This window comes from Candidatus Pelagibacter sp. PS_16 (genome assembly GCF_059417965.1).
The window spans coordinates 390,496-413,895 of the sequence record NZ_CM182074.1 but is presented as its reverse complement, the minus strand read 5'-3'; the positions used below and the strand labels follow the sequence as shown (position 1 = coordinate 413,895).

At 30.9% G+C, this 23,400-nt stretch carries 26 protein-coding genes; 11 read left to right on the top strand and 15 right to left on the bottom strand.

Going from position 1 to position 23,400, the window contains the following annotated elements:
- Positions 1–2: 2 nt before the first annotated feature.
- From AC5SL0_RS02200 to mnmA, 3 genes are all read right to left on the bottom strand, one after another.
- Positions 3–1,223 carry an MFS transporter gene (locus tag AC5SL0_RS02200; RefSeq protein ID WP_494618562.1) on the bottom strand — a complete coding sequence of 407 codons (1,221 nt, stop codon included), beginning with the start codon at positions 1,221–1,223 and terminating at the stop codon, positions 3–5.
- Positions 1,220–2,395, bottom strand: coding sequence for a trans-sulfuration enzyme family protein (locus tag AC5SL0_RS02195; protein ID WP_018414022.1), 1,176 nt, complete (start codon positions 2,393–2,395; stop codon positions 1,220–1,222). The genes AC5SL0_RS02200 and AC5SL0_RS02195 overlap by 4 nt, the downstream gene beginning before the upstream one ends.
- A 185-nt stretch (positions 2,396–2,580) precedes the next feature.
- Positions 2,581–3,696 carry a tRNA 2-thiouridine(34) synthase MnmA gene (gene mnmA, locus AC5SL0_RS02190; protein WP_494618560.1) on the bottom strand — a complete coding sequence of 372 codons (1,116 nt, stop codon included), beginning with the start codon at positions 3,694–3,696 and terminating at the stop codon, positions 2,581–2,583.
- A gap of 5 nt (positions 3,697–3,701) precedes the next feature.
- Between mnmA and AC5SL0_RS02185 the strand changes: the two genes are divergently transcribed.
- From AC5SL0_RS02185 to AC5SL0_RS02175, 3 genes are read left to right on the top strand one after another with little or no spacing between them, the layout of a single operon-like run.
- Positions 3,702–3,908 (top strand): DUF3553 domain-containing protein, encoded by a 207-nt coding sequence (locus AC5SL0_RS02185; protein WP_006997091.1) that lies wholly within the window; start codon positions 3,702–3,704, stop codon positions 3,906–3,908.
- The gene (locus tag AC5SL0_RS02180; RefSeq protein ID WP_494618559.1) at positions 3,905–4,675 is read left to right on the top strand and encodes a 3'(2'),5'-bisphosphate nucleotidase CysQ family protein; all 771 of its coding nucleotides are present in this window, start codon (positions 3,905–3,907) and stop codon (positions 4,673–4,675) included. Before AC5SL0_RS02185 ends, AC5SL0_RS02180 begins: the two co-directional genes overlap by 4 nt.
- Positions 4,675–4,821 carry a hypothetical protein gene (locus AC5SL0_RS02175; protein ID WP_006997093.1) on the top strand — a complete coding sequence of 49 codons (147 nt, stop codon included), beginning with the start codon at positions 4,675–4,677 and terminating at the stop codon, positions 4,819–4,821. Before AC5SL0_RS02180 ends, AC5SL0_RS02175 begins: the two co-directional genes overlap by 1 nt.
- Here the strand turns inward: AC5SL0_RS02175 and AC5SL0_RS02170 are convergent.
- Positions 4,813–5,367: a regulatory protein RecX gene (locus tag AC5SL0_RS02170; protein ID WP_006997094.1), complete on the bottom strand. Its 555-nt coding sequence runs from the start codon at positions 5,365–5,367 to the stop codon at positions 4,813–4,815. The genes AC5SL0_RS02175 and AC5SL0_RS02170 overlap by 9 nt on opposite strands.
- A gap of 37 nt (positions 5,368–5,404) precedes the next feature.
- Here AC5SL0_RS02170 and AC5SL0_RS02165 point away from each other — a divergent pair, with 37 nt between their 5' ends.
- Together AC5SL0_RS02165 and AC5SL0_RS02160 are read left to right on the top strand one after the other, a co-directional pair.
- Positions 5,405–5,878, top strand: coding sequence for an ABA4-like family protein (locus tag AC5SL0_RS02165; RefSeq protein WP_020169300.1), 474 nt, complete (start codon positions 5,405–5,407; stop codon positions 5,876–5,878).
- Positions 5,871–6,455, top strand: coding sequence for a 2-hydroxychromene-2-carboxylate isomerase (locus tag AC5SL0_RS02160; protein ID WP_271480717.1), 585 nt, complete (start codon positions 5,871–5,873; stop codon positions 6,453–6,455). The genes AC5SL0_RS02165 and AC5SL0_RS02160 overlap by 8 nt, the downstream gene beginning before the upstream one ends.
- Here the strand turns inward: AC5SL0_RS02160 and AC5SL0_RS02155 are convergent.
- Entirely contained in the window at positions 6,452–6,835 is a 384-nt protein-coding gene (locus AC5SL0_RS02155; RefSeq protein WP_271480716.1) for a rhodanese-like domain-containing protein, read from the bottom strand. The two genes, AC5SL0_RS02160 and AC5SL0_RS02155, sit on opposite strands and share 4 nt — an antisense overlap.
- A gap of 39 nt (positions 6,836–6,874) precedes the next feature.
- Here AC5SL0_RS02155 and bcp point away from each other — a divergent pair, with 39 nt between their 5' ends.
- Positions 6,875–7,342 (top strand): thioredoxin-dependent thiol peroxidase, encoded by a 468-nt coding sequence (bcp, locus tag AC5SL0_RS02150; protein WP_320412632.1) that lies wholly within the window; start codon positions 6,875–6,877, stop codon positions 7,340–7,342.
- Positions 7,343–7,395: 53 nt separating this feature from the next.
- Here bcp and AC5SL0_RS02145 read toward each other — a convergent pair whose 3' ends face one another.
- The 3 genes from AC5SL0_RS02145 to rseP all read right to left on the bottom strand — a co-directional run bounded on the left by AC5SL0_RS02145 (position 7,396) and on the right by rseP (position 10,393).
- Positions 7,396–8,697, bottom strand: a complete 1,302-nt coding sequence (locus AC5SL0_RS02145; RefSeq protein WP_494618557.1) for an ammonium transporter family protein — start codon at positions 8,695–8,697, stop codon at positions 7,396–7,398.
- 146 nt (positions 8,698–8,843) lie between these two features.
- Positions 8,844–9,119 (bottom strand): HU family DNA-binding protein, encoded by a 276-nt coding sequence (locus AC5SL0_RS02140; RefSeq protein ID WP_006997102.1) that lies wholly within the window; start codon positions 9,117–9,119, stop codon positions 8,844–8,846.
- A gap of 140 nt (positions 9,120–9,259) precedes the next feature.
- Entirely contained in the window at positions 9,260–10,393 is a 1,134-nt protein-coding gene (gene rseP / locus AC5SL0_RS02135) for an RIP metalloprotease RseP (protein ID WP_011281967.1), read from the bottom strand.
- A 118-nt stretch (positions 10,394–10,511) separates the two neighbouring features.
- Here rseP and AC5SL0_RS02130 point away from each other — a divergent pair, with 118 nt between their 5' ends.
- Positions 10,512–10,916: a carbonic anhydrase gene (locus AC5SL0_RS02130; RefSeq protein WP_018414011.1), complete on the top strand. Its 405-nt coding sequence runs from the start codon at positions 10,512–10,514 to the stop codon at positions 10,914–10,916.
- Positions 10,917–10,944: 28 nt separating this feature from the next.
- Here the strand turns inward: AC5SL0_RS02130 and AC5SL0_RS02125 are convergent, their stop codons facing one another.
- From AC5SL0_RS02125 to aptA, 6 genes are all read right to left on the bottom strand, one after another.
- Positions 10,945–11,712: an ABC transporter permease gene (locus AC5SL0_RS02125; protein ID WP_020169293.1), complete on the bottom strand. Its 768-nt coding sequence runs from the start codon at positions 11,710–11,712 to the stop codon at positions 10,945–10,947.
- Positions 11,702–12,637 carry an ABC transporter ATP-binding protein gene (locus AC5SL0_RS02120; RefSeq protein WP_494618556.1) on the bottom strand — a complete coding sequence of 312 codons (936 nt, stop codon included), beginning with the start codon at positions 12,635–12,637 and terminating at the stop codon, positions 11,702–11,704. The genes AC5SL0_RS02125 and AC5SL0_RS02120 overlap by 11 nt, the downstream gene beginning before the upstream one ends.
- A gap of 49 nt (positions 12,638–12,686) precedes the next feature.
- Entirely contained in the window at positions 12,687–14,135 is a 1,449-nt protein-coding gene (locus AC5SL0_RS02115; protein ID WP_494618554.1) for a sodium:solute symporter family transporter, read from the bottom strand.
- Between the two features lie 108 nt (positions 14,136–14,243).
- A complete protein-coding gene (locus AC5SL0_RS02110; RefSeq protein ID WP_494618553.1) occupies positions 14,244–14,759 on the bottom strand; it encodes a hypothetical protein in 516 nt (171 codons plus the stop codon).
- Between the two features lie 12 nt (positions 14,760–14,771).
- A complete protein-coding gene (gene ald, locus AC5SL0_RS02105) occupies positions 14,772–15,884 on the bottom strand; it encodes an alanine dehydrogenase (RefSeq protein WP_006997110.1) in 1,113 nt (370 codons plus the stop codon).
- Between the two features lie 42 nt (positions 15,885–15,926).
- Positions 15,927–17,273 carry an omega-aminotransferase AptA gene (gene aptA / locus AC5SL0_RS02100; RefSeq protein ID WP_006997111.1) on the bottom strand — a complete coding sequence of 449 codons (1,347 nt, stop codon included), beginning with the start codon at positions 17,271–17,273 and terminating at the stop codon, positions 15,927–15,929.
- A gap of 205 nt (positions 17,274–17,478) precedes the next feature.
- Between aptA and AC5SL0_RS02095 the strand changes: the two genes are divergently transcribed.
- The 4 genes from AC5SL0_RS02095 to AC5SL0_RS02080 all read left to right on the top strand — a co-directional run bounded on the left by AC5SL0_RS02095 (position 17,479) and on the right by AC5SL0_RS02080 (position 22,249).
- Positions 17,479–18,420, top strand: a complete 942-nt coding sequence (locus AC5SL0_RS02095; protein WP_018414008.1) for an ABC transporter substrate-binding protein — start codon at positions 17,479–17,481, stop codon at positions 18,418–18,420.
- Positions 18,421–18,507: 87 nt separating this feature from the next.
- The gene (locus AC5SL0_RS02090) at positions 18,508–19,305 is read left to right on the top strand and encodes a taurine ABC transporter ATP-binding protein (RefSeq protein WP_027306618.1); all 798 of its coding nucleotides are present in this window, start codon (positions 18,508–18,510) and stop codon (positions 19,303–19,305) included.
- Position 19,306: 1 nt separating this feature from the next.
- Positions 19,307–21,220: an ABC transporter permease gene (locus AC5SL0_RS02085; protein ID WP_494618552.1), complete on the top strand. Its 1,914-nt coding sequence runs from the start codon at positions 19,307–19,309 to the stop codon at positions 21,218–21,220.
- An 18-nt stretch (positions 21,221–21,238) separates the two neighbouring features.
- Complete coding sequence (locus AC5SL0_RS02080) at positions 21,239–22,249, top strand: Ldh family oxidoreductase (RefSeq protein WP_271479879.1); 1,011 nt, start codon at positions 21,239–21,241, stop codon at positions 22,247–22,249.
- Here the strand turns inward: AC5SL0_RS02080 and AC5SL0_RS02075 are convergent, their stop codons facing one another.
- Positions 22,250–23,392 (bottom strand): epoxide hydrolase family protein, encoded by a 1,143-nt coding sequence (locus AC5SL0_RS02075; RefSeq protein ID WP_494618551.1) that lies wholly within the window; start codon positions 23,390–23,392, stop codon positions 22,250–22,252.
- Positions 23,393–23,400 lie beyond the last annotated feature (8 nt).

Here is a 23,400-nt window from a genome sequence, read left to right as displayed (position 1 = left end):
TTTTATTCTGTTTTTAATCTTAAAACTGCTTCTTCTTTAATTGGTAGATGTATTATTGCTGCAAAAATAGATAAAACAATTGCTAAATACCAAGCATAATCATAAGAGCCATATAAATCATGAAATAGTCCTCCAAGAAATGCTCCAAAAAATGAGCCTACTTGATGACTTAAAAAAACTATTCCATAAAGAATACCAAGATATTTTGTTCCAAAAATATGAGCAACTATTCCACTTGTAGCAGGTACTGTTGATAGCCATAAAAAACCAAAACTTGCACCAAAGATAAATGCATTAATGTTACTTGCGGGTAAAAATATAAATAAGATAATTGAAATTCCTCTTAATGCGTAAATAGAGCTTAAGATAATTTTTTTACTAATTTTCGTAGATAAGTATCCACTTAATAAAGAACCAAATATATTAAATAATCCAATTAATGACAATATTGCAGCAGCCGTCCAGCTTTCTAAACCTCTATCTATTACGTATTTTGGAACGTGTGTTCCAACTAAAGTTATATGAAAACCACATACAAAAAATCCAGAGACTAGAAGTATATAACTTTTGTTTTTGAAAGCTTCCTTAAATGCCTCTATGGCGCTTTGGTTGTTTGGTTTTTCAATAGACTGATCAGCAGATGGAGATCTTACAAAAAAAGCTATTATAAGCCCGATAAATAAGAATATTGTGAATACAAAAAGTGTATCCACCCATCCATTTTTAATTAATGAATAGCTCGTATAAAGTGGAGAGATAAAATAGCCCAAAGAACCAACAGCTGTAACAATGCTCATTGCTATTGTTCTATTTGATAATGGAAAATGCTTTCCAACAATTGACATTGGAATACTAATTGCAGTTCCACCTAAACCAATTCCAACTAAAAGTCCTAAATCGATTTGAAAAAAAATTCCAGTATTTGGACCATCATACAAAAAGTAAATTCCCAAAATATAAAAAACAAAAGCTAAACAAATTGCTTTGTGTCCACCATATTTATCTGCAATGGCTCCAAATATAGGACCTGTTAAACCCCACATTAACATTTGAATGCCTATTGCTAATCCAGATTGAGTTATTGAAATATCTAGGTCATTTTTAAAATCCATGAAAAACAAACCAAAAGTTTGTCTAACACCAAGAGAAATTAAAACTACAATACAAGCTGCGATCAGCGTTATTAAAGCTGTTTTATTTTGAATAAATTTTTCTGAACTCATTTTATATATTTAAGAGATTTTTTTAAATCATCAATGAGGTCTTTTGGGTCCTCTAAACCAATATGTAATCTTACTAAATGTTCATCTTTTGCTAATTTTAGATATTCTCTATTACCTTGTTCACGTTTATCTTGATATAAAGCAAGGCTTTCAAATCCACCCCAACTATATCCATAACCAAATAATTTTAAAGAATTAACAAACTTAATTACAGAGTTTTTGTTTTTTGATTTAATTTTCAGACCCATCAATCCTGAGGCACCAGAATAATATTTTTTCCACATTCTAAAATTAAAGGAATCTTTTTTATGCGGGTATAATAGTTTTATATTTTTATAATTAGATAAAAACTCAGCTACTTGTTTTGAGCTTTTTTCATGTTTGTCTAATCTAACATCTAAAGTTCTAAGTCCTCTTGTTATTAAATACGCATCATCAGGACCAAGTCTTAAACCTGTTATCTTATACGCTTTATCAACTTGTTTAAAAACTTTTTTATTAACAGCTAAACTTCCACCCATAACATCTGAGTGACCTGAATAATATTTGGTAGCAGATACAATTGACATATCAAAACCAAGTTTAATTGGTTTTAAAAAATAAGGAGTTCCCCATGTATTATCAATTACAGAAAAAATTTTATTCCTTTTTGCAATTGATACTATTTTACCTAAATCTTGAAAATCAAACGTATTGCTTCCAGGATTTTCAACAAAAATTAATTTTGTTTTTTTTGTAATTGCTTTTTCTAAAGTTTTCAAATCATGTGGGTCATAAAACACAGATTTTACATTAAATTCTTTTAGAAAGTCTTGAGTTAAAATTCTCGTAGGTGAATATGTTGGATCTGCCACAATAATCTCATCACCAGGACGAACAATGCTAAAAATAGATAAAAAAACTGATCCAAATCCAGTTGGTGTTAAAAATACATGATAACACTCTTCCATTTCTTTAAGTATTTGTGATAAAACATGGGTTGTTGATGTTCCTTGTCTTCCATAATCAAAATGTCCACCTGTTGGATCTTTTTTGCTCTTATCCTGCATTTTTCTAATATCTTGCATGGATTTGAAGATAATAGTCGACGCTCTTACCACAGGGGGGTTAACTGACTGATTATGGTAATCTTTTGCAGTATGTTTAAGAAAAGTCTTGAATGATTTAGTCATAAAAAATTTGATAAGTTAAAGGGAGAATGCTATATCCCTCCAATAACGTCAATAAAATTATAAATAGGATAGTATGGGTTACCCAAAAAAACATAGAGGTCGAAGAAAACAGGGCTCTAAAAAAAGAAGAGCTAAAAGAAAAAATAAGAAAAAATAGTCTCTTAACTTTTATATCTCAATAATACCTAACTTTTTATCCAACCACCACCAAGAACCTTATAGCCATTATTGTTTTTTGCATAAAACACACACGCTTGACCTGGCGCAATACCGTGCTCCTCTTCCAATAAATTAACGTTCGCATTAGTATCATTGATATCTATCTTGGCTTTAATTAATCTTCCAGTAGACCTTACTTTTACAAACAATTCATTTTTAAAATCATTTTGATCGTTTGTAATGATATTCAAATCTTTTAAATTTATTTTTGTTTTAACAAGTTGTTCCTTGGCTCCAACAATAATTTCATTTTTATCAGCAATAATCTTTACTACATACAATGGGTTCTTATCAGAAACTCCAATTCCTTTTCTTTGACCAATTGTATAATTAATAATGCCGTCATGAACTCCTATCACTTCACCATTCATATTTTTAATATTACCTTTGCTAAAAGAGTTTGGTCTAAATTTTTCTATAACTGAAGCGTAGTCTCCATTTGGAACGAAACAAATATCTTGACTGTCAGGTTTGTCTGCAACATTAAGATCAAGTTCTCTTGCAATATTTCTTGTTTCATCTTTAAGAAGATTGCCTAAAGGAAATCTTAAAAAATTTAATTGATCTTTTGTGGTATTGAATAAAAAATAACTTTGATCTCTATTTAAATCAATTCCTCTGTACATATCTGTATTATCTTTTTCAGTAATACTTTTAACGTAGTGTCCTGTTACTAAAGCATCAGCGTTAAGTCTTTTAGCTTCTTCAAATAAGTCTGTAAATTTAACTGTCTTATTGCATTGCACACATGGAATAGGTGTTTCTCCATTTAAATAGCTATCAATAAAATTATCAATAACTCCTTCTTTAAATTTATTTTGATAATATAAAATTTTATGCTCTATCTTTAATTTATCAGCTACTCTTTTTGCATCCATAATATCTTGGCCTGCACAACATTGTTTTGAAGAAGCTGTCTCTTTATTGTCATTATAAAGTTTAAGAGTAATACCGATGACATTATAACCTTCATTTTTCATCATTGCTGCAACCGTTGAAGAATCTACTCCACCTGACATTGCAACAATAACTAAGGTGTCTTTTGGGTCTTTAGCTATTCCAATAGAATTCAATTTTGTCATATTTAATGATATTTATTAGTATATTAACTATAAGTAAATTAATGATTTTAGATTTTGAACCAGGTGACAAAGTTATCAATCCTAACAACAAAGACTGGGGAACAGGACAAGTTCAATCAATAATTAATGGTAAAGTTACTGTAAATTTTGAAAATGTTGGAAAAAAAGTTATTAATTCAAAAATAATTCAATTAGAAAAATTATATAAATGAATCTTGAAGAAAAAAAGAAAATTACTCTTTCACTGATAGAAACTTTTAATAAAGCAAGTCAGGTAGCCTTAGATTTAAGAGGGGCTGGTTTAAAAAAAGAAATTAAGTCAGACAATACTCCTGTAAGTAACGGAGATATTGAAGTTAATAAAATTTTAACCAGCAAGATTCAAGAAATAACTCTAAATATCCCTATTGTTTCAGAAGAGAGTGCAAACCATAAGATGGATAATGATTTAAATACTTTTTGGTTAATCGATCCAATAGATGGCACTAGAGATTATATTAATAACCGTGATGAATTTACTTTAAATGCAGCATTAATATTGGATAAAAAACCCGCTATTGGGATCATAACAGTTCCAGCAAAAAAAAGAGTTTTTTATTCTTACGGTTTGTCTCACAGTTACGAGTTAATTAACAATCAAGAAATTTCATTAATGAATAAAGAGAAAAACTATGTTGGACATACAGCAGTAAGTTATTCTAACGATCTTAAACCTGAAATTTTAGAAATTCATAAAAAATATAAAATAAGTTCTTTTCAAAAAATGAAAAGCTCACTAAAATTTTGTGTTATTGCAGCAGGTGAATTTGATATGTATGTTGCTGAACCAAGAGCTTGTGAGTGGGATATTGCAGCTGGTCATGCAATCCTTGAGCACTCAGGAGGGAAAGTGACTGACTTTAATTATAATGAAATACTCTATGGAAAAACTGAATTTAAAAATCCAAGTTTAATTTTAAAAAGTAAAAACATATTATAATGGATGAGCAATTAAGAATAATTTTAATAATTATAGTATCAGTTTCTATCTTTGGTTTATTAGTTTTTGTATTTGTCAAAAATGTTATTAGAAATAGAATTCAGTCTCTTGTTGAAGAAGAAGAGAAAGAAAAAAAATTAAAGTAATCTAATTATTTTCATATAGTCAGCTTGATCAATATCCATGATCCTTTTAGAGGTTTCAAAATCAAAACCATTTCTTGCTAGTAAAGCAATATCCTTTTTATAAAATAGGGCTCTATTATCCTCTACTCTTGCTGGTCCAATTCTCTTTTTTTTACATATTTTTATTCCAGAAAAAAAATCTTGGTCAGAATTATCCTCTTTAATCTTATCTATTGTTTCTTTAATGTAGCGATCATTAATTCCTTTAGTCATTAAATAGTTTCTAATTTTATTAACTGAACTGCCTCTTTGGATTAAGCTTCTAGATTTACTTTCAGAATAGAATTTATCATTAATAAACTTAGTTTTTTCAAGATCTTGCAAAACAACATCTATTAAATCTGTAATATCTTGTTTTTTAATATTTTCTAAATTAGCTTTTAGATACTTCTTTAATAGATAGGTTCTAAGCTGTTGTTTGGATGGTGCGTATCTTTCGATATAGGCAAATGAGAAATTTCTCATTTCCTCTACCGTCACTTGTAATGTTTTTTTTCTATTTCTCATATGAATCTTAATAGCTTGTTGTATAATACACTAAAAAATGATCGATCAAATCTATACATATTTTACAATTGAAATGATTTTTCTTTGGTTAAATCTAGGTGTCTTACCTTTTTGGTTAATATTAGTCTTCTTTCCGCAATCACAAATATGTAGAGTTTTTATTACATCTATTTTTCCTTTTATTATTTTAAGTTTCGCCTACGGTTACTTAACATATGTGCTGTTTAACGAAGGCTATGACTTTATTAGAAATTTTGAACTATATTTAGGCTTAGACTCAATTAGTTATTTGTTTAAGGATAAATCCTTCTTAATTTTATTTTGGACTCATTTTCTATCTATTAATTTATTTTGTGGTGGATGGATTGTTAAAGATTCACAAAAATTTGGTATCAATAAAATAATAATGTCTTTTCCACTATTAATAACATACTTTATTGGTCCTATTGGACTTACTCTTTATTGGATTGTAAGAATTTTTTACGCAAAAAGAATTAATCTATATGATTAAAGAAATAGATTTCTATTTTGATTTTATTAGTCCTTACGCATATTTAGCTTACAAAAAAATCCAATCGTTACCAAAAGATATTCGAATAAATTATAAACCAATTTTATTAGGTGGTCTTCATAACTTAGAAGGTATAACGGCACCAGCGTTTATTAAACCTAAATTAAAACATATGATTAATGATTGTTTGTTAATTGCAAAAAAAAATAATTTTGATTTTAGGTGGAACTCTAAATTTCCTATTAATTCACTAAATATAATGCGTGGTTATTTAAGTGTTAATTCATTAAATAGAGATCAATATATTAAAACAATGTTTGACGCTTATTGGAAAGATGATCTGGATATCTCTAAAGAAGAAATTTTAATACCACGACTTGAACAATGTAAGATTGATAAAGATATTTTTTTTGAAACAATTAAAGATCCTGCTATTAAAGAAAAGTTAAAAGATGCCACAAAAAATGCCCATGAAAAAGAAGTTTTTGGAGCGCCCACATTTATTGTTAATAATAAATTATTTTGGGGACAAGATCGATTGGAATTTGCCTTAGATGAGTATAATAAAATAGATTAAACTATTTTAAAATCACTTTGGCTAATTGCTGCAAAGCCACCATCAATGTGCGAAACATTTTCAAAACCCATTTCTTTTAATGATTTAGCTGCAAGTGCAGATCTTAATCCACCAGCACAAAACAAAACCATCTCTTTAGTCATGTCAAGTTTTCCGCTTTTAAAATAAGGACCTTCTGGATCTAACCAAAATTCTAACATTCCACGAGGAATATGGTTTGAATTTTCTACTCTTCCCGTTTTATCTAATTCACCTTTTTCTCTGATATCAATTAAATTACATTTACCATCATTGAATAAAGTTAAGGCCTCATCTGTATTGATTGTTTTGATTTCTTTAAGTGCTTCTGAAACTAATGTTTGTGATGATTTTATATTCATACTTTTTAGTATACATATGTAACAATACAATTAAATAAAATTATGAAAATCAATTCTAAAGCACCTTTATTTAAATTAAACTCAACAGATGGTGAGATTTATTCTTTAAAAGATTCACTTGGCAAATATGTGGTTCTTTATTTTTACCCTAAAGATGACACTCCAGGATGCACAATTGAGACTAATGATTTTAACAAATTATTACCTAAATTTAAAAAACTGAATTGTGAAATATTTGGGATTTCTAAGGATGATCTAAAAAGCCACCACAAATTTAAAGAAAAATTTAAGATTAAATTTGATCTTTTATCTGATGTAGAGCTTAATATTTTAAAAAAATACAAAGTTTGGGCTAAAAAGAAATTTATGGGTAGAGAGTTTATGGGAATAGTGAGAACAACTTTTTTAATTGATCCAAATGGTAAAATAGTAAAAATTTGGGATAATGTAAAAGTTAAGGATCATGCTAAAGAAGTGTTTGATACCCTAAAAAACTCTATAAATTAAAAAGGCCCCAATTAAGGGGCCTATTTTCTAACTATAAGAGAGATAGTTTTTTATTAGTCTCTGATTGCGTAAGCAATTACTCCTGTTTCAGTAACATCTGTACCTTTGGCTTGAGCTTCTTTACTCAATCTAATTCCAAAGAGACTATTCATAATCGACCAGACTATGTAAGCCACTACAAAAACAAAAATATTAATTGATAAAACACCAATTAACTGTGCTCCGAATGTTGCATCTGCATTTGTGATCGGTACTACTAAAGTTCCAAATATACCTGCAAACATGTGAGCTGGAATTGCACCCACTACATCATCAAGTTTAAATGAAAACAGTAGTTTAGTTCCAAATACAACTATCACACCACCAACAGCACCAATTAATATTGCTGCTAATGGAGATGGTGCTAATGGTTCAGCTGTTATTGCAACTAACCCACCAATTGCACCGTTTAACATTTGTATTACATCAGTTTTACCAAACAATAATCTTGTAACTACGGCTGCAGCTAATACACCACCACATGCTGCTAAATTAGTGTTAATAAAGATTGTTGAAATAGCTACTGCATCAGCAAATGAACCTAATGCTAGTTGAGAACCACCATTAAATCCAAACCAACCTAACCATAATACAAACACACCAATAGTTACTAATGGAATTGATGATGCTGCAAATGGTTGAATGGCTTTTGGATTACCTTTGCTATCAAATCTTCCAAATCTTGGACCAAGTATTATAATACCAGCAAGTGCAGCAGCACCCCCAGTTGAGTGAACTAGAGTTGATCCAGCAAAATCAGAAAATCCGATAGTTGCTAACCAGCCTCCACCCCATTGCCATCCCATTACTATAGGATAAATAACACCAGATAAAATTGCTGCAAATAAAAAGAATGGCCACAACTTAATTCTTTCAGCCATTGCTCCTGAGCAAATTGAAACTGTTGTTGCACAAAATACCATTTGGAAAAACCAATCTGATCCAGCAGAATAGCCTGTCTCTAGTGAACTAGAGTCTGACCAAGGTGTAAATGTACCTATATATCCACCTTCTGGTATACCGTATGCTAAATTGTAACCAACTAACCAAAACATAATTCCTGAAATTGCATACAAACCAATATTTTTTGCACAAATTACAGAAACACTTTTAGAAGTAACCATTCCTGACTCAAGCATTGCAAAGCCTGCCGCCATGAACATTACTAAAAAACCACAAATTAAAAATAGGAGTGTATTAAATACAAACCCTACTTCAGCAGAAATAGTTGTTTCTGCTATTCCAGCACTACTCATGTTTATTAAAAAAAATAAACTAATAAGTGGAACTGATATTTTTTTTATTATTTTTATCATTAAGACCTCCATGTTTAAGTTTTCACTTATATTTTAGATGAACTTAAAAACTAATGTTGATTGGGAAATTTAGGTATGCAGTGATTGCATATAGTAACAGCCTTATTACATTTCTGTAAAAGGCTGTTAATGAATTTACTATTTAATTACTTATTAAATATTTCTTTAAGTGCCTTAGCTGGTAAGAACTTAACTTTTTGAGAAGCACCGATTTGGATTTGCTCTCCAGTTCTAGGATTTCTTCCAACTCTAGCTTTTCTTTTTGCTACTTTGTAAGTTCCAAATCCAGCAATTTTCACTGTATCGTCACCTTTTAAAGCATCTAGAATAGTGTTTGTAATAGTATCAAAAGTACGCTCAGCATCAGCTTTACTTAGGTTTAAAGAACCTGAAAGTTGTGCTATTAATTGTTTTTTGTTCATTTATTTAGCTCCGGTTTTATTGGTTATTTTCACATAATTGACATTAAACCTCATAAATCAAGCTTTTTATTAGTGTCTACTAAAATAAAAACCTCAATATATAGTGATTTGTTAAATAAATGTTGATTTTAAAGGATTATTTAAGAAATATAATTATTAAAAAACTTAAATAAACCAACGTCTTTTAGATCATTAAACGTTGTAAAAAACATCAATGATAGCAATAAAAACATTCCGATTCGAAAAAAACCTTCTTGAGTTTTTTGTGATAATGGACGCCCTAATACCTTTTCAATTCCATAAAACATTAAGTGCCCACCATCTAACATTGGAATTGGGAACAAGTTTATTAACCCTAAACTAATAGAAATATAAGCCATAAGGCTTATAAAAGGTAAAATTCCAAATTCTGCAACTTGTCCGCTAATTTTTGCTATTCGAATTGGCCCACCCAACTGTGAAGTATCACCATTTCCAGTGAGCATGCTTCCAATATATTTAAGAGAAGAAGTGCTTACATAATAAACTTCATTAACCGCATAAAACAGCGCTTTGGTAGGACCGAGTTTAACGTGATTTACCTCATTGTTATAAGCACCAAGTTTAATACCAACCATACGTTTGCTGATTTTGTTTCCAAGATTATCTTCGCCTTCAACAATATTCGGTTTTACTCTAAAGGTTAAATCTTGATCAAATCTATTTACTGTAAAATTGATAAATTCATCAGTAGACATCATAATATATTTTGAAACATCCATAATGCTTGTAACCTCGTTGCCATCAATAGAGACCACAATATCATTGTCTTTAAGACCAGCTACCATTGCAGGACTATCCTTTTGAACTTCGTTAATTACAGCTGGTGTAAAATCTTTTCCAAAAAAGGTATAAACTGAAAAAAATATCAGAATTGCTAATAAAAAGTTAGCTAAAGGACCACCAAATACAATTAAAGCTCGTTGATATAAAGGCTTTAGTACAAACAGTTTATCCTGATCTTCTTTACTATATTCTTTTATAATTTTGTCATTATCAGCTTGGCTATAAACATTTCTATCACCAAAAAACTTAACATATCCCCCAAGAGGTATGACACAAACCTTCCAACGAGTTCCTGATTTATCATTCCAACCAAACATTTCTTTGCCAAAACCAATTGAAAAATCAGTAACTCCTACACCGTATCGTTTAGCAAAATAATAATGTCCATATTCATGGATAAATACCACCACAACAATTAAAGCAATAAAAGGCAATATATAAGATAGCATAATAATTACACTCTAACTGACTTTAAGGCTGTTCTCAATAGTCAATTCATTTAAAAAATAAACAAATTAATGACAAATAAAAAAAAATTTTGTATTTAAATTTTATTAATTAATTTTTATGCAAAAAAAATTTAAAGCAATGGTTCTTTCTTGTATGGATCCAAGGTTCCAATCCCTAGTCTATAAATTTACCAAAAAAAAGAACTTAACTGGAAAGTATAGCTCATTTACTATTGCAGGTGGAGCTATCGGGGTTACTCATAATAAATTTAAAAAATGGCATCAAACATTTATTGATAATTTATCAGCTTCAATTGAGCTTCACAAAATAAGCAAACTCATTGTTATAAATCATGAAGACTGTGGGGCGATTAAAATTGCCGAAGGTAAAAAAGATTTAGATGAAGATGAAATTCACAAAACTTCTTATCAAAAACTAAAACAACTATTAAATAAAAAATTTCCTAAGCTTCGATTAGAATTTCATATCATGAAATTAAATCAAACAATTATAAAACTTTAGTAGTTATTAATCTTAAAATGAAAGCGAATTAACTTTTAATATTATAGCCTTTTTTAAGCAAGATAGACACAAGGGTAATACAAACCATTAAAAAGAAAACCATCGAACTAATACTAATCCAAATATCAAAATCAGAGACGCCGTAGAAAGAAAATCTTAAGCCATCAATTAGATAAACTACTGGATTAAAATATGAAATTGTTTGCCAAAATGGTGGCAGCATATCAAGAGAGTATAAGCTTCCTCCTAAAAATACCATTGGAGTAATGACTAATGATGGAATAATCGACATCTGCTCAAAGTTTTTACTAACTACACCAATTAAAAATCCAAATAAAGCAAAAGTAAAAGAAACTAATACTAATAAAAATATCATTAACATTGGATGCATAACACTCACATCAGCAAAAAAAGAGGCGGTTGCATAAATTACAGCACCAACGACTAAAGTTTTAGTGGCTCCTGCCCCCACAAAAGCTAGAACGGTTTCAAGTGTTGAAATGGGTGCTGCTAAAATTTCATTAATAGTTCCATTAAATTTTGGAAAGAAAATTCCAAACGAAGTGTTACTTATTGATTGAGTAAGGAGTGTTAACATTAATAAACCTGGTACAATGTAAGACCCATAACTAACCCCATCAATTTTTTGAATATAATTTCCAATAACTGAACCAAAAACAACAAAGTATAATGATGTAGATATTACGGGGGATAGAAGAGATTGACCTATAGTTCTTATAAATCTATTCATCTCATGAACATAAATAGCTTTAAAGCCGTAATAGTTAAATTTCATTATTCTCCTTTACTAAATCAACAAATATTTTCTCTAATGTACTTTGTTCTGTTTTTAAATCTTTTAATTTTAAGCCAGTATCTTTTATATCTTGCAATAAATCAGTAATACCTGTTTTTTCAGCCTGAACGTTATAAGTATAAATTAATGACATCTGCTCTTCACTTATTTCAAGATTATACTTAGATAAATCTTCTGGAATTTCTGTAATTTTTTTCTGCAATTCAATGGTTAGTTTTTTGTGTCCCATTTTCTTAATTAATTCTTTTTTATCCTCAACTACAATAATTTCACCTTGATTAATTACAGCTACACGGTCCGCTATAGCCTCAGCTTCCTCAATGTAATGAGTAGTTAAAATAATTGTGACGCCTTTTTTTCTAAGGTCATCAACAACCATCCACATATCTCTTCTAAGCTCAACATCAACTCCGGCTGTTGGTTCATCAAGAAATAATATTTTAGGTTCATGAGATAAAGCTTTTGCAATTAAAACTCTTCTTTTCATTCCGCCTGATAATTGTCTTAATCTTTGATCTTTTTTATCCCACAAACTTAAATCTTTTAAAATTTTTTCAATGTGTTCTGGTTTAGGTGCTTTTCCATACAGCCCTCTTGAATAAGATACGGTATCAAAAACAGTCTCAAAAGATTCTAAATTTAATTCTTGAGGAACAAGCCCTATTCTTGATCTTGTCTCTCTATAATCTTTTATAATATCATAATTATTAATTGTGACAGTTCCTGAAGTAGGTTTAACAATTCCACAAATAATACTGATTAAACTAGTTTTGCCCGCACCATTTGGTCCAAGCATTGCAAGAATTTCACCTTGTTTTACTTTAAGGCTAACATTATTTAAGGCTTTAAAGCCATTATCATAAACTTTTGATAAGTTGTTAATGGATATTTGAATCTCAGACATTTGTTAGGGTGTATATAGTTACTTATACACCTTTTACAAATTATTAGGTCTATTTTTTAGATCCTTTTATTTTCCAAAATATTACAGGCAAAAAAGTTGCGATTATAAAAGATAAAAACAACAATGATTGAGAGACAAAAGCTGGAAAAGTATCTGCTGGTAAAATTATACCCACTAACAAACTCTTTGAAAAATCAGGAGCTGGGAATAAAAGAAACCCTCCAATTAACCCAATAATAATTGAAATATATGCCGTTTTTTCATTCAACTTTTTATTATAGAAACTATAAAAAACAGTAAGTACAAACGCACAACAAAATAAATCAGCAAGCAAGAATAAGTATAAAACACTGAATCCTTTTGAAGCAATTACAAAAGCTATAATTGAAAGCACTACTATAAAATATTTTGAAAGAGTTAAATAATTAGTTTTTTTATTTAAATTTAAAGTTGCTTTTCCATCAACCACTATTAAGCTTGATATTGCATTGACCAATGTATCAACAGTACTAATTGTTAATGATAAACCAAGGATCACAATTATTAATGATAAAAATTCTGTCTGTTCACTTAATAATAAAGAAAAGAAACCAAGGTCAGGAATAACTTTTGGATTAGCTGATACTGCAACTAAACCACTAAAGCCCATAAAAAAAACAATTGGAATAATAACGATGAACGCTACTATTAAACTTTTCTTTAAAACTTCATTATTTTTTGCCGCATAAACTCTTTGCCAATTTCCTTGATGAAAAAGATTAGTTGCAGCAACCGCGATAAAGAACGTTAATCCTGCAGTATAGTTTGGAATATAACTCGCACTTAATAAGTGAGGACTTTTTTCTTTAATAAATGAGAAAGAAAACTGATCCCCTGTAAATGATGTTAGATAAAATACTGAAATTAATAATAAAGCTACAATTACAATCATTTGAATATTATCTGTAAAAATTGAAGCTCTTAATCCACCGTATAAAGTGTAAGCAAGTGTTGCGATTAGAATAATTAAAGAGGTAACCCAAAGTTCAGTTCCTGAAATATAATTTATCAATATTGCAACTGCAGTAACTTCAGCACATAAAAAGACGAACATATAAAATACTGTCATAAGCAAAATAAGTTTAAATAAACTCTTTCCAAATCTTTTTCTTAAAAATTCAATTAACGTTGAACCTTTTGGAAAGTCAGTTCTTATTTTTTTTCCAAGTGAAATTAAAAAGATCATAGGAAATGCTGTTCCTAATGCGTAACCAATCACAGCTCCTATTCCACCCCATGTTGCAGCAGATGCTGGACCAAATAAAATCCAAGCCCCAAGCGCAGATGCAATTAGGCTTGTTGCTAGTGAAAAGAAACCAATGTTTCTATTCGCAGTTAGATAATTGTTAATCCCTTGATATTTTTTAGAGTAAATTAATCCAACAATTGTAAAGATTAAGCTTATAGTTATGACGAGTGTTAATGATGTTGATTGACTTATAAAGTATGTTTTATCCATTGTTCTCCCTTTCTGAATTACCGGACAGGTTATTAGGGTTTATTCTCAGTCAGTTACGACACCCCTAACAATTTTTATAGACTATAATTTAGAATATTAAAGAGAAACTTAGTGTTTAGTATCTAATATTTCTAAAGGCAATGGTGCTTCAGGGTACTTTTGCTTACACAATTTTTCATAATTCTTGCAAAGAGTACTTACCGTGTCATGTGCTTCATCTTTTGAAGTTAAAAATTTAATTAAAGTATCTCTCTCGAGTTCGATTTCTTTAATATCTGCTCCTCTTAAATATTCACCAGTTTCAACTTCCCAGTAAGTATCATTTAATTCACCGATATCTAAAATATTAAGTTTATTCTGAAGTTCAATAATAATCTCATCATCCGTTTTACTATCTTTCATTGGAGAGTTAACTAATTTTCCTAAACATTTGTCTTTTAGATCATCTAAAAAAGTATTGTAGGGTTTACCTTCAGCTAAACCATGAAAGTGATTGCTTTCAAAGTACTTACTGATTGCAGCATTAGTTGAAATTTTATTTTTACCCTTAGCAACGGCTACTTGAACGTAAACTTCCTGGCTAATGTATTCGTTTAAATAATCTTTAATTTTATCCGATAACATTAGTTAAAAAAATTACAGAGTTTTTAAAGGATCGACATAATCATACCCAAAAACATCAGCCACTGCTTTATACGTTACTTGACCTTTACAAACGTTTAGTCCTGCAAGCAAATGTTTATCATCGCTTAGTGCTTTAGCGTAACCGTTATTTGCAATTTTTACTAAATGTGGAAGTGTTGCATTGTTTAATGCAATCGTTGAAGTTCTTGGAACTCCACCTGGCATATTTGCTACACAGTAATGAATAACATCATCAATAATATAAGTTGGATCACCGTGAGTTGTTGGTTTACTTGTTTCAACGCAACCCCCTTGGTCAATTGCAACATCAACAATAACTGATCCTCTTTGCATTAATTTTAACATTGGTTTAGTAATTAATTTTGGAGCTTCTGCACCTGGTATTAAAACACCCCCAATTAAAAGATCAGCTTTTGCAACTAATTTATTTAAATCAATTTTATCACTTTGTTCTGGAATAATTTTATCACCAAACATTTCAACCAATTGTTTCAATCTTGCTTCAGACTTGTCAACGATATGAACTTTAGCACCCATTCCAGTTGCAATCACAGCAGCATTTTCACCAACAACACCGCCGCCTAAAATAACAACAGTACCTCCTTCAACTCCAGGAGCTCCTCCTAATAAAAGACCTCTACCATTTTGGTTTTTTTCCAAGCAATGTGCTCCAGCTTGAACTGACATACGTCCAGCAACTGCACTCATTGGTGCAAGTAATGGCAATCTGCCATTATCATCTGTAACCGTTTCATAGGCTATACAAACACCTTTAGATTTAACTAAACCTTCTGTTAATTCTTTAGCTGCTGCTAAGTGTAGATAAGTGTAGACGATTTGATTTTCTCTAATCATCTTAACTTCACCTGCTTGGGGCTCTTTTACTTTAACAATTATATCTGCATCATTGAAAATATCTTCAGCTTTATCAACAATTTTAGCACCTACACTTGTGTATTGATCATTTTCAAAACCAGCTTCAAATCCACCATTATTTTCAACTAAAACTTCATGACCTTCTGATATTAAAGTTTTAACACTTTCAGGGGTTAATCCAATACGATGCTCTTGTGGTTTGATTTCTTTAGGTACGCCGATTTTCATAACCTTCTCTCCTTAATTTAATACTTTAAAATTTTAAAGTTTTTAGTTTTTTTGATTTTTTTGATAGTTAGTGATACCAGTTCTTAACTTTTCAATAATCTCATCAATGTGTTTTTCTTCACAGATGAATTGAGGAGCTATAATTAAACAATCTCCTGTAGCTTTAAAGTTAACACCAGCTTCATAACAAGCTTTAAAACATTCATAACCAGCTTTACCTGGTTTAGTGTTTAGCTTCATGTCTATTCCGCCCATCATTCCATATCCTCTAATATTATCTACAGACTCTAGATCCTGAAGAGAGAATAATCCTTTTTGGAAATAAGGAGATAAATTTTTTGCTCTATTGAAAATATCATCTTTTTCAAAAATTTCCTGCACTGCAAGAGCGGCAGCAACTGCAACTGGAATTCCTGAATAAGTATAGCCATGAAACAATTCAACTGCACCTGTTGGTGAAGCATCCATTACCGCATCATAGATATAATCATTACATGCAACAACACCCATGGGAACAACACCGTTGGTTGTAGCTTTAGCCATTGTCATGATGTCTGGAGTTACTCCAAATTCATCTGCAGCGAATTTAGATCCTGTTCTGCCCCATCCTGTAATTACTTCATCAAAAATTAAAAGTATTCCATGCTTGTCACAGATCTCTCTTAGTTTTTGTAAATATCCTTTTGGTGGAACCAGTGTTCCAGTTGATCCAGCAATCGGTTCAACAATACAAGCAGCAATGTTTTCACCACCAAAATTTTGACAAATAGTTTCTAAATCATTTGCTAAATAGTCTCCAGTTTCTGGTTGACCACTCACAAACTTATGTTCTGGTAAATGTGTATGTCTAATGTGTTGGACACCTGGCATTAAAACGCTTGCAAACGTTTTAACATTATTTACCATTCCACCCACTGAAATACAGCCAATGTTCATTCCATGATAACCACGCTCACGTCCAACAAATCTAAATCTTTCTGCATGTCCTTTTGCTCTGTGATATGCAACAGCAATTTTAATTGCAGTTTCTACAGCTGTAGATCCACAAATTGTAAAAAACATTTTATTTAAATCACCTGGTGTGTGTTTTGAAATTTTTGTAGCTAATTCAAATGAACCACCAAAACCTTGTTGAAATGGTTGTGCGTAATCTAAAGTTTCTAATTGCTTTGTAACAGCTTCTGTGATTTCTCTTCTTCCATGGCCTAGTGGGTTACAAAATAACCCTGAGCTCGCATCTATTTGTGTTTTTCCATGGTGAGTTTTTAAGTAAACCCCCTTAGCTTCTGTAATTAGTCTTGGGTTTGCTTTGAAATCTTTATTAGATGTAAACGGCATCCAATGTTCATTTAATGAATTAGGTACTGAAGTTCTGTTTTCTGAGCTCATAAATATTCTCTCTCTAAGTATGTAGTGTTATAATTTTATTCCTAACTATTAGACTAAATCAAAAGGTTTTCTATAATTATTTTTTTCTTTAAGGCTTATAATTTTACAACTTATAGGTGTATAAAAATTAAAATTTGTTTTACATCAATTCCAAATTCTATTTAAATACAGATAATTTAATTAAATTACTAACAAAGGAATAATAATGAAAAAAATAATTAGTTTTATTCTTGGTGCTGTAGTTGCTCTTAACTTATCAATGTCAGTTGCTAACGCTGCTGCTAAAGAAGTTAGAGTTGCATTCTTTTTAGAATGGCCTACTCCAAACCAAGAAGACAAAGTTAAAAAGATGTTTGATAAAGCTCTAGGTGTTCCAGTTAAATGGACTAACTTTTCAAACGGTGGTGCAATGACTGATGCTATGTTAGCTGGAGATATTGATATTTCTTACTCACAAGGCTTAGTGCCATTTATCAATGCTGTTAAATCAAAAGCTCCGCTAAAACTTGTAGATATTGCTATGGAATACGGAATGGGTGGAACAACTTGTGTTACATCTAATGCTTCTGGAATTACAAAAGCTAACGCTTCTGAATTAGAAGGTAAAAAAGTTGCTGTTCCTCTAGGAACAATGGCTGAGTATGTTTTTGATGAAAGTATGAAAGTTGTTGGCGCTGATAAAAGTAAAATGACAGTTATTCAAATGGATCCTGAAGAAGGTGCTGCTGCACTAGTTTCTGGTGATGTTGTAATGGCATGTTTATTTGGTGGAAATTCTATTAAAGCTGCAACTGCAGTTGGAAGTAGATTACTAACAGTTCAAGAAGCGCGTGATGCTGGTATCTTAGGTATTGACATTACATCTGTTACTGACAAATTTATGAAAGAGAACCCAGGTATGCTGAGAACTTTCATAGAAGTAACTCATGAAGCAAATGCTAGATATGCAGCAGGTAAAAGTGATTTAAATGTTATCGCTAAAGATGCTGAGATGAAGCTTGGTGATATGAAAGAAACTTTAAGCGGATTTAAATTTCTTACACCTGAAGAGACTGAAAAATCTATGACTTCTGGAAATCTAAGTGGATTTTTAAAAGGAATGGGTACTCCTAATGGAGCAGTTGATACAAGCTTTTTACCTCTTTAATTTAGAGAGTTAAATAAATTTAAATAGGCGCCAATTTAATAAATTGGTGCCTATTTTTTTAAGAAAATTCTAATATAGTATTGTCTTATGAGTGATTTAATTTCTCAGAATTTAAACATGATCTTTAAAACTCCTAAAGGAGAAACAGTTCATGCATTAAAAGATGTAAACTTTACACTTAAAAAAGGTGAACTTTTAACTGTTCTTGGTCCTTCGGGCTGTGGAAAAACAACTTTGTTAAACATTACTGCTGGATTTCTACGACCTACTTCTGGAGTTCTCACTCTTAACGGAAATGAAATTAATGGCCCTGGTGTTGAACGGGGAATGGTCTTTCAACAAGGTGCTTTATTTGAATGGCTAACGGTTGCAGAGAATGTTGACTTTGGTTTAAGAATGAAAAAAGAAGACCCAGTTAAAACTGCTAAGAAAGTTGAAGAATGGTTAAATATAGTAGGCCTACAAGGTTTTGGAAACACTCCTACTTATCAATTATCTGGAGGTATGCAGCAAAGAGTTGCTCTTGCTAGATGTTTAATTAATGACCCTGATTTAATTTTAATGGATGAACCGTTAGGAGCATTAGATGCATTAACCAGAGAGAAGATGCAGTCTTTAGTTTTAAAAATTTGGAAAGAAACAGGAAAAACAATTATCTTAATCACCCACTCAGTTGAAGAAGCTTTACTACTAGGTGAAAGATTATATGTAATGGCACCAAGACCAGGTCGTATCCATAAAGAATATAATCTTCCTTTTGCATCAATGGGTATTGATGGTGATTTAAGAGAGATAAAAAAAACACCTGACTTTGTAAGCACTAGAGAAGAAATTCTAACTATGATTTGGAATATGGAAGAAGAAATTATGGGTAAAGATATTTAGTATGCTAACAGGTATTATAACATTCGTAGTAATTTTTGCAGTTATTGGATCTATTTTGTATGGAAGAAAATTAGCAAAAACTGAAAAATTAGATGCTGTATTTGGTAATCCTGAAAGAGCTAAAGGTGGAGTTCATTGGGTTATTGTTGGTAGTAGTTTTTTACTATTAACTTGGCTTTACTATTCTTGGGATATGGCGAAATCATTTTATCCCCAGTCTGCAAATGAACTTTGTCAGGTTGCAAAAGTAAACGACTCTTTACTTTCGTTAACATATTTATTTCCAATTGAAGAACGTGAATTTAAGAGTACTTCAATAATCAAAGGTGAAAACAAAAATATACAAAAACTAGCTAATGAAATTAAAAATTCACCCAATATAAGAGAGCAAGACAAAACTACTCTTTTAAAATTTATTGCAAAAACTCAACAATCAATTCCATTGTTAACCAATATTGACCTTTTAGAAGAAGAAACAAAAAGTCAAATTCGAGATTTAACAAATAGAATTACTTGGTTAACAGAAGATTTTCAAAAAATAAGCTATCCACCAATTAAAAGTATTGAAGAAGAGAACGCAAGAATTGAAGCTTTAAAAAAACAAGGGAAATGGGGAGCCTCTGCAACCGCTGTAGAAAATACAGTTGAAATACCAACAATTCCTGAAACAAAAATGGGTTTAAAATTTGATGCAGCTGCAAAAGAATTAACTCTTATTAGTAATGACTTTTTCAAATTAAGAAATCATAACTATAAATATAAGCAGTTAATGAAAGAGATTAAGGATGAGATTAAAGCTTATCGATCTAGTTTAGATGATACCCAAGAAGTAGCTTCTGCATTAGCAAAAGATGTTTTAAAAATTGCTCGAAGAATCGAATACGCAAGTATTTTCCCACCTAATACTCTTGATGATATGCAAAAATCAATAATAGAGTTTGATGAAGTTCAAAAGAAAGAGCAAGGTGTTTTAAGACTAGTTGATATTTTTTTATTTCCTGCAGGTACAATTGTTTCAAGTGGACCAAATTGTTCTGAGCAAGGATCTGGAAGATGGTTACCAAAACCGTCTGATACCTTTAATAAATTTGTGCTACTCCTTAAACCCAGTATTGGATTTAAAAACGTACCTCTAATTTGGTATGAAATGATGGATGTAAGTAAAATAGTTGGTTTTATATTACCTGATTGGATTGCAGATGCTATGCCTGGGGCATATCCAATTCATAATGCTGATGGAACTGTTACTCCAAACTTTAAGAGTAAAGTCTTAAGTGTTGTTACAGGTGAGTTTAAATTATTTAAGATACCAGTTCCGATGGGTCATATCTGGGATTCTTTTTTAAGAGTTCTCCTAGGTTTAGTACTTGGAATTATTTTTGGTGTGCCACTAGGATTGTTTATGGGTTTAAACAGATTTGCTAAAGGATTTTTTGATCCATTAATTGAACTATATAGACCGGTACCCCCATTAGCTTGGGCTCCTCTAGTTATTACTGTATTTGGAATTGATAATGTTGGGAAAGTTTTCTTATTATTTATGGTTTCATTTTCAATTATGATCATCTCTGCTAGAGCAGGAGCTGCTGGTACGCAGTTGTCTAAAATTCATGCTTCACACTCACTTGGTGCATCTAAATGGCAAATATTAAGACATGTAATATTTCCAAACTCATTACCAGAAATTTTAACAGGGGTTAGAGTTGCTGTTGGAATGTGTTGGGGAACTTTGGTTGCAGCTGAATTTTTAGCCGGTACTACAGGTATTGGATTTGTTGAAAACGTTGCTAAAAAATACTTCCAATATGAAGTTATTTGGATCACTATTTTTGTAATGGGTATGTTAGGTTTATTATTTGATGTTGCTTTAAGAAAAATAATTGACAAAACAATTCCATGGCATGGTAAAGGTTAATCAAACTTTTATTAAACTATGAAATCTTCGAAATTAAAAAGAATTATTAAAGATATCTTTATTAAGTATAAATTAAACAAAGATCATGCCACTATTTGTGCTGAAGCCTTAATCAATGCAGAATTAGTTGGTGCTCCATCACATGGTTTATCTAGACTTAAGATGTACTGTGACCGTATTTCTAAAAAAGTTATTAATCCAAAAGCTAAAATTAAAGTTAAAAAAATTTCTCAATCCATTGCCCATGTTGATGGTAACAATAGTATTGGCTTTGTTGCAGCAGATACCGCTATTAAAACTGCTATAAACAATGCTAAAAAAACTGGAATTGGCTTAGTTGCAGTTAAGAATAGTGGTCATTATGGTTTATCTGGTTATTACGCAGAGCAAGCAGTTAAAAAAGGTTTAATGGTAATGGTATTTACTAATGCACCTCCAGCAGTTGCACCTCATGGGGCTTTAAAAAGTTTATTTGGAACAAACCCTATTTGTTTTGGAACACCTACTGGATCAAAGGTTCCTTTTATTTTAGATACTTCAATCTCAATGATTAATAGAGGAAAAATTAGAGTTGCAGCAAGAGAAGGAACTAAAATTCCTGAGGGAGTTGCTTTAGATAAATTTGGTAAACCAACAACGGATCCTAAAAAAGCATTAGAGGGTGTTCAATTACCAATAGCTGGTTTTAGGGGTTCTGGATTAGCTTGGATGGTTGATATTTTAAGTGGTGTATTAACAGGTGGTAATCATGCAGGTAGAGTTAAAGATCCATTTACTGATTTTAGTGGTCCACAAAATATTGGTCACCTATTTTTTGTTTTAAAGCCTAATTTATTTGTAGGAAATTCTTTCAATAAAAGAATAAAAGACAATATCAAAACTATAAAAAAACTACCTAAGATAAAAGGTGTTAAAGAAATTCTTTACCCAGGACAAAGTAAGTTTAATAGGTTTAAAAGTAATCTTAAAAAAGAAATTAATATTTCAAAAGCTGTTTTAAAAGACTTGGAATATTTACAAAGTATCTAACTATCGTACAGATCTTGAAAACTTTACAAGATCATTAACAAGAAGTTCAGGTTCCTCAAGGGCTGCAAAATGTCCACCCCTCGGCATCTCTGTCCATTGAGTAATATTAAACATTCTATCTACATAAGATTTTGGTGGCCACTCAGACATTTCTGCTGGAAAAATTGCTGCAGCTGTTGGAATTTCTATTTTTTTAAAATCTTTAGGAAAAAAACGTCCACCCTCTTCTCTTCTTCCGTAATAAATCCAAGTAGCTGTGTTGAAAGTTTTTGTAACTACATAAACCATAATATTAGCTAAGAGTGTATCTTTTGAATAAACACTTTCAATATTGTTATCTTTTAAATCAGACCATGAGTACATTTTTTCAATAATCCATGCTGCAATTCCAACAGGACTGTCCATCATTCCATAACTTAAAGTTTGAGGTTTAGTTGCTTGTTGAGTTCTATATCCATCCTGCATTATTTGGTCTGTGTTAAATCTTTGTTGCCATTCTTCCTCTTGTTTTGTTTGTGGACCATCAGGGTGGCGCATTGTTAAACAATTAATGTGAATTGCCTTACATGATTTTGAATGATCATAACCAATCCAGTTTGCAATAGTTGCTCCCCAATCACCTCCTTGTGCTAAATATTTTTTATAACCAAGGTTTTCTGTCATCAATTTATTTAAAGTATTGGCTATTTTTCTTGGTCCCATGGGTCTTGAAGGTCTCCCAGAAAAACCAAAACCAGGTAATGATGGGACCACTACATCAAAGGCATCGTCAATGTTTCCACCAAATTTTTCAGGGTGTGCAAGTCTTTCTATAATATGTAAAAACTCAATTACCGATCCAGGCCATCCATGCATAAGAAGTAAAGGTGTTGGGTTGGACCCACTTCCCTTTTCATAAATAAAATGTATTTCGATATCATCTACAATAGTTGTGAAATTTGGAAATTGATTTATTTCTGCCTCATGTTTTCTCCAATCAAAATCTTTAATCCAATAATTTGAGATCTCTTTCATATAATCAAGATTACTTCCATATTTCCAGCCACCATCATCTGGCATTTCATGCCATGGGTAATTTTTTACTTTAATGTATATTTCTTGAAGTACTTTATCGGGAATATCTAATTTAAAAGGCTTAATCATTATCAATT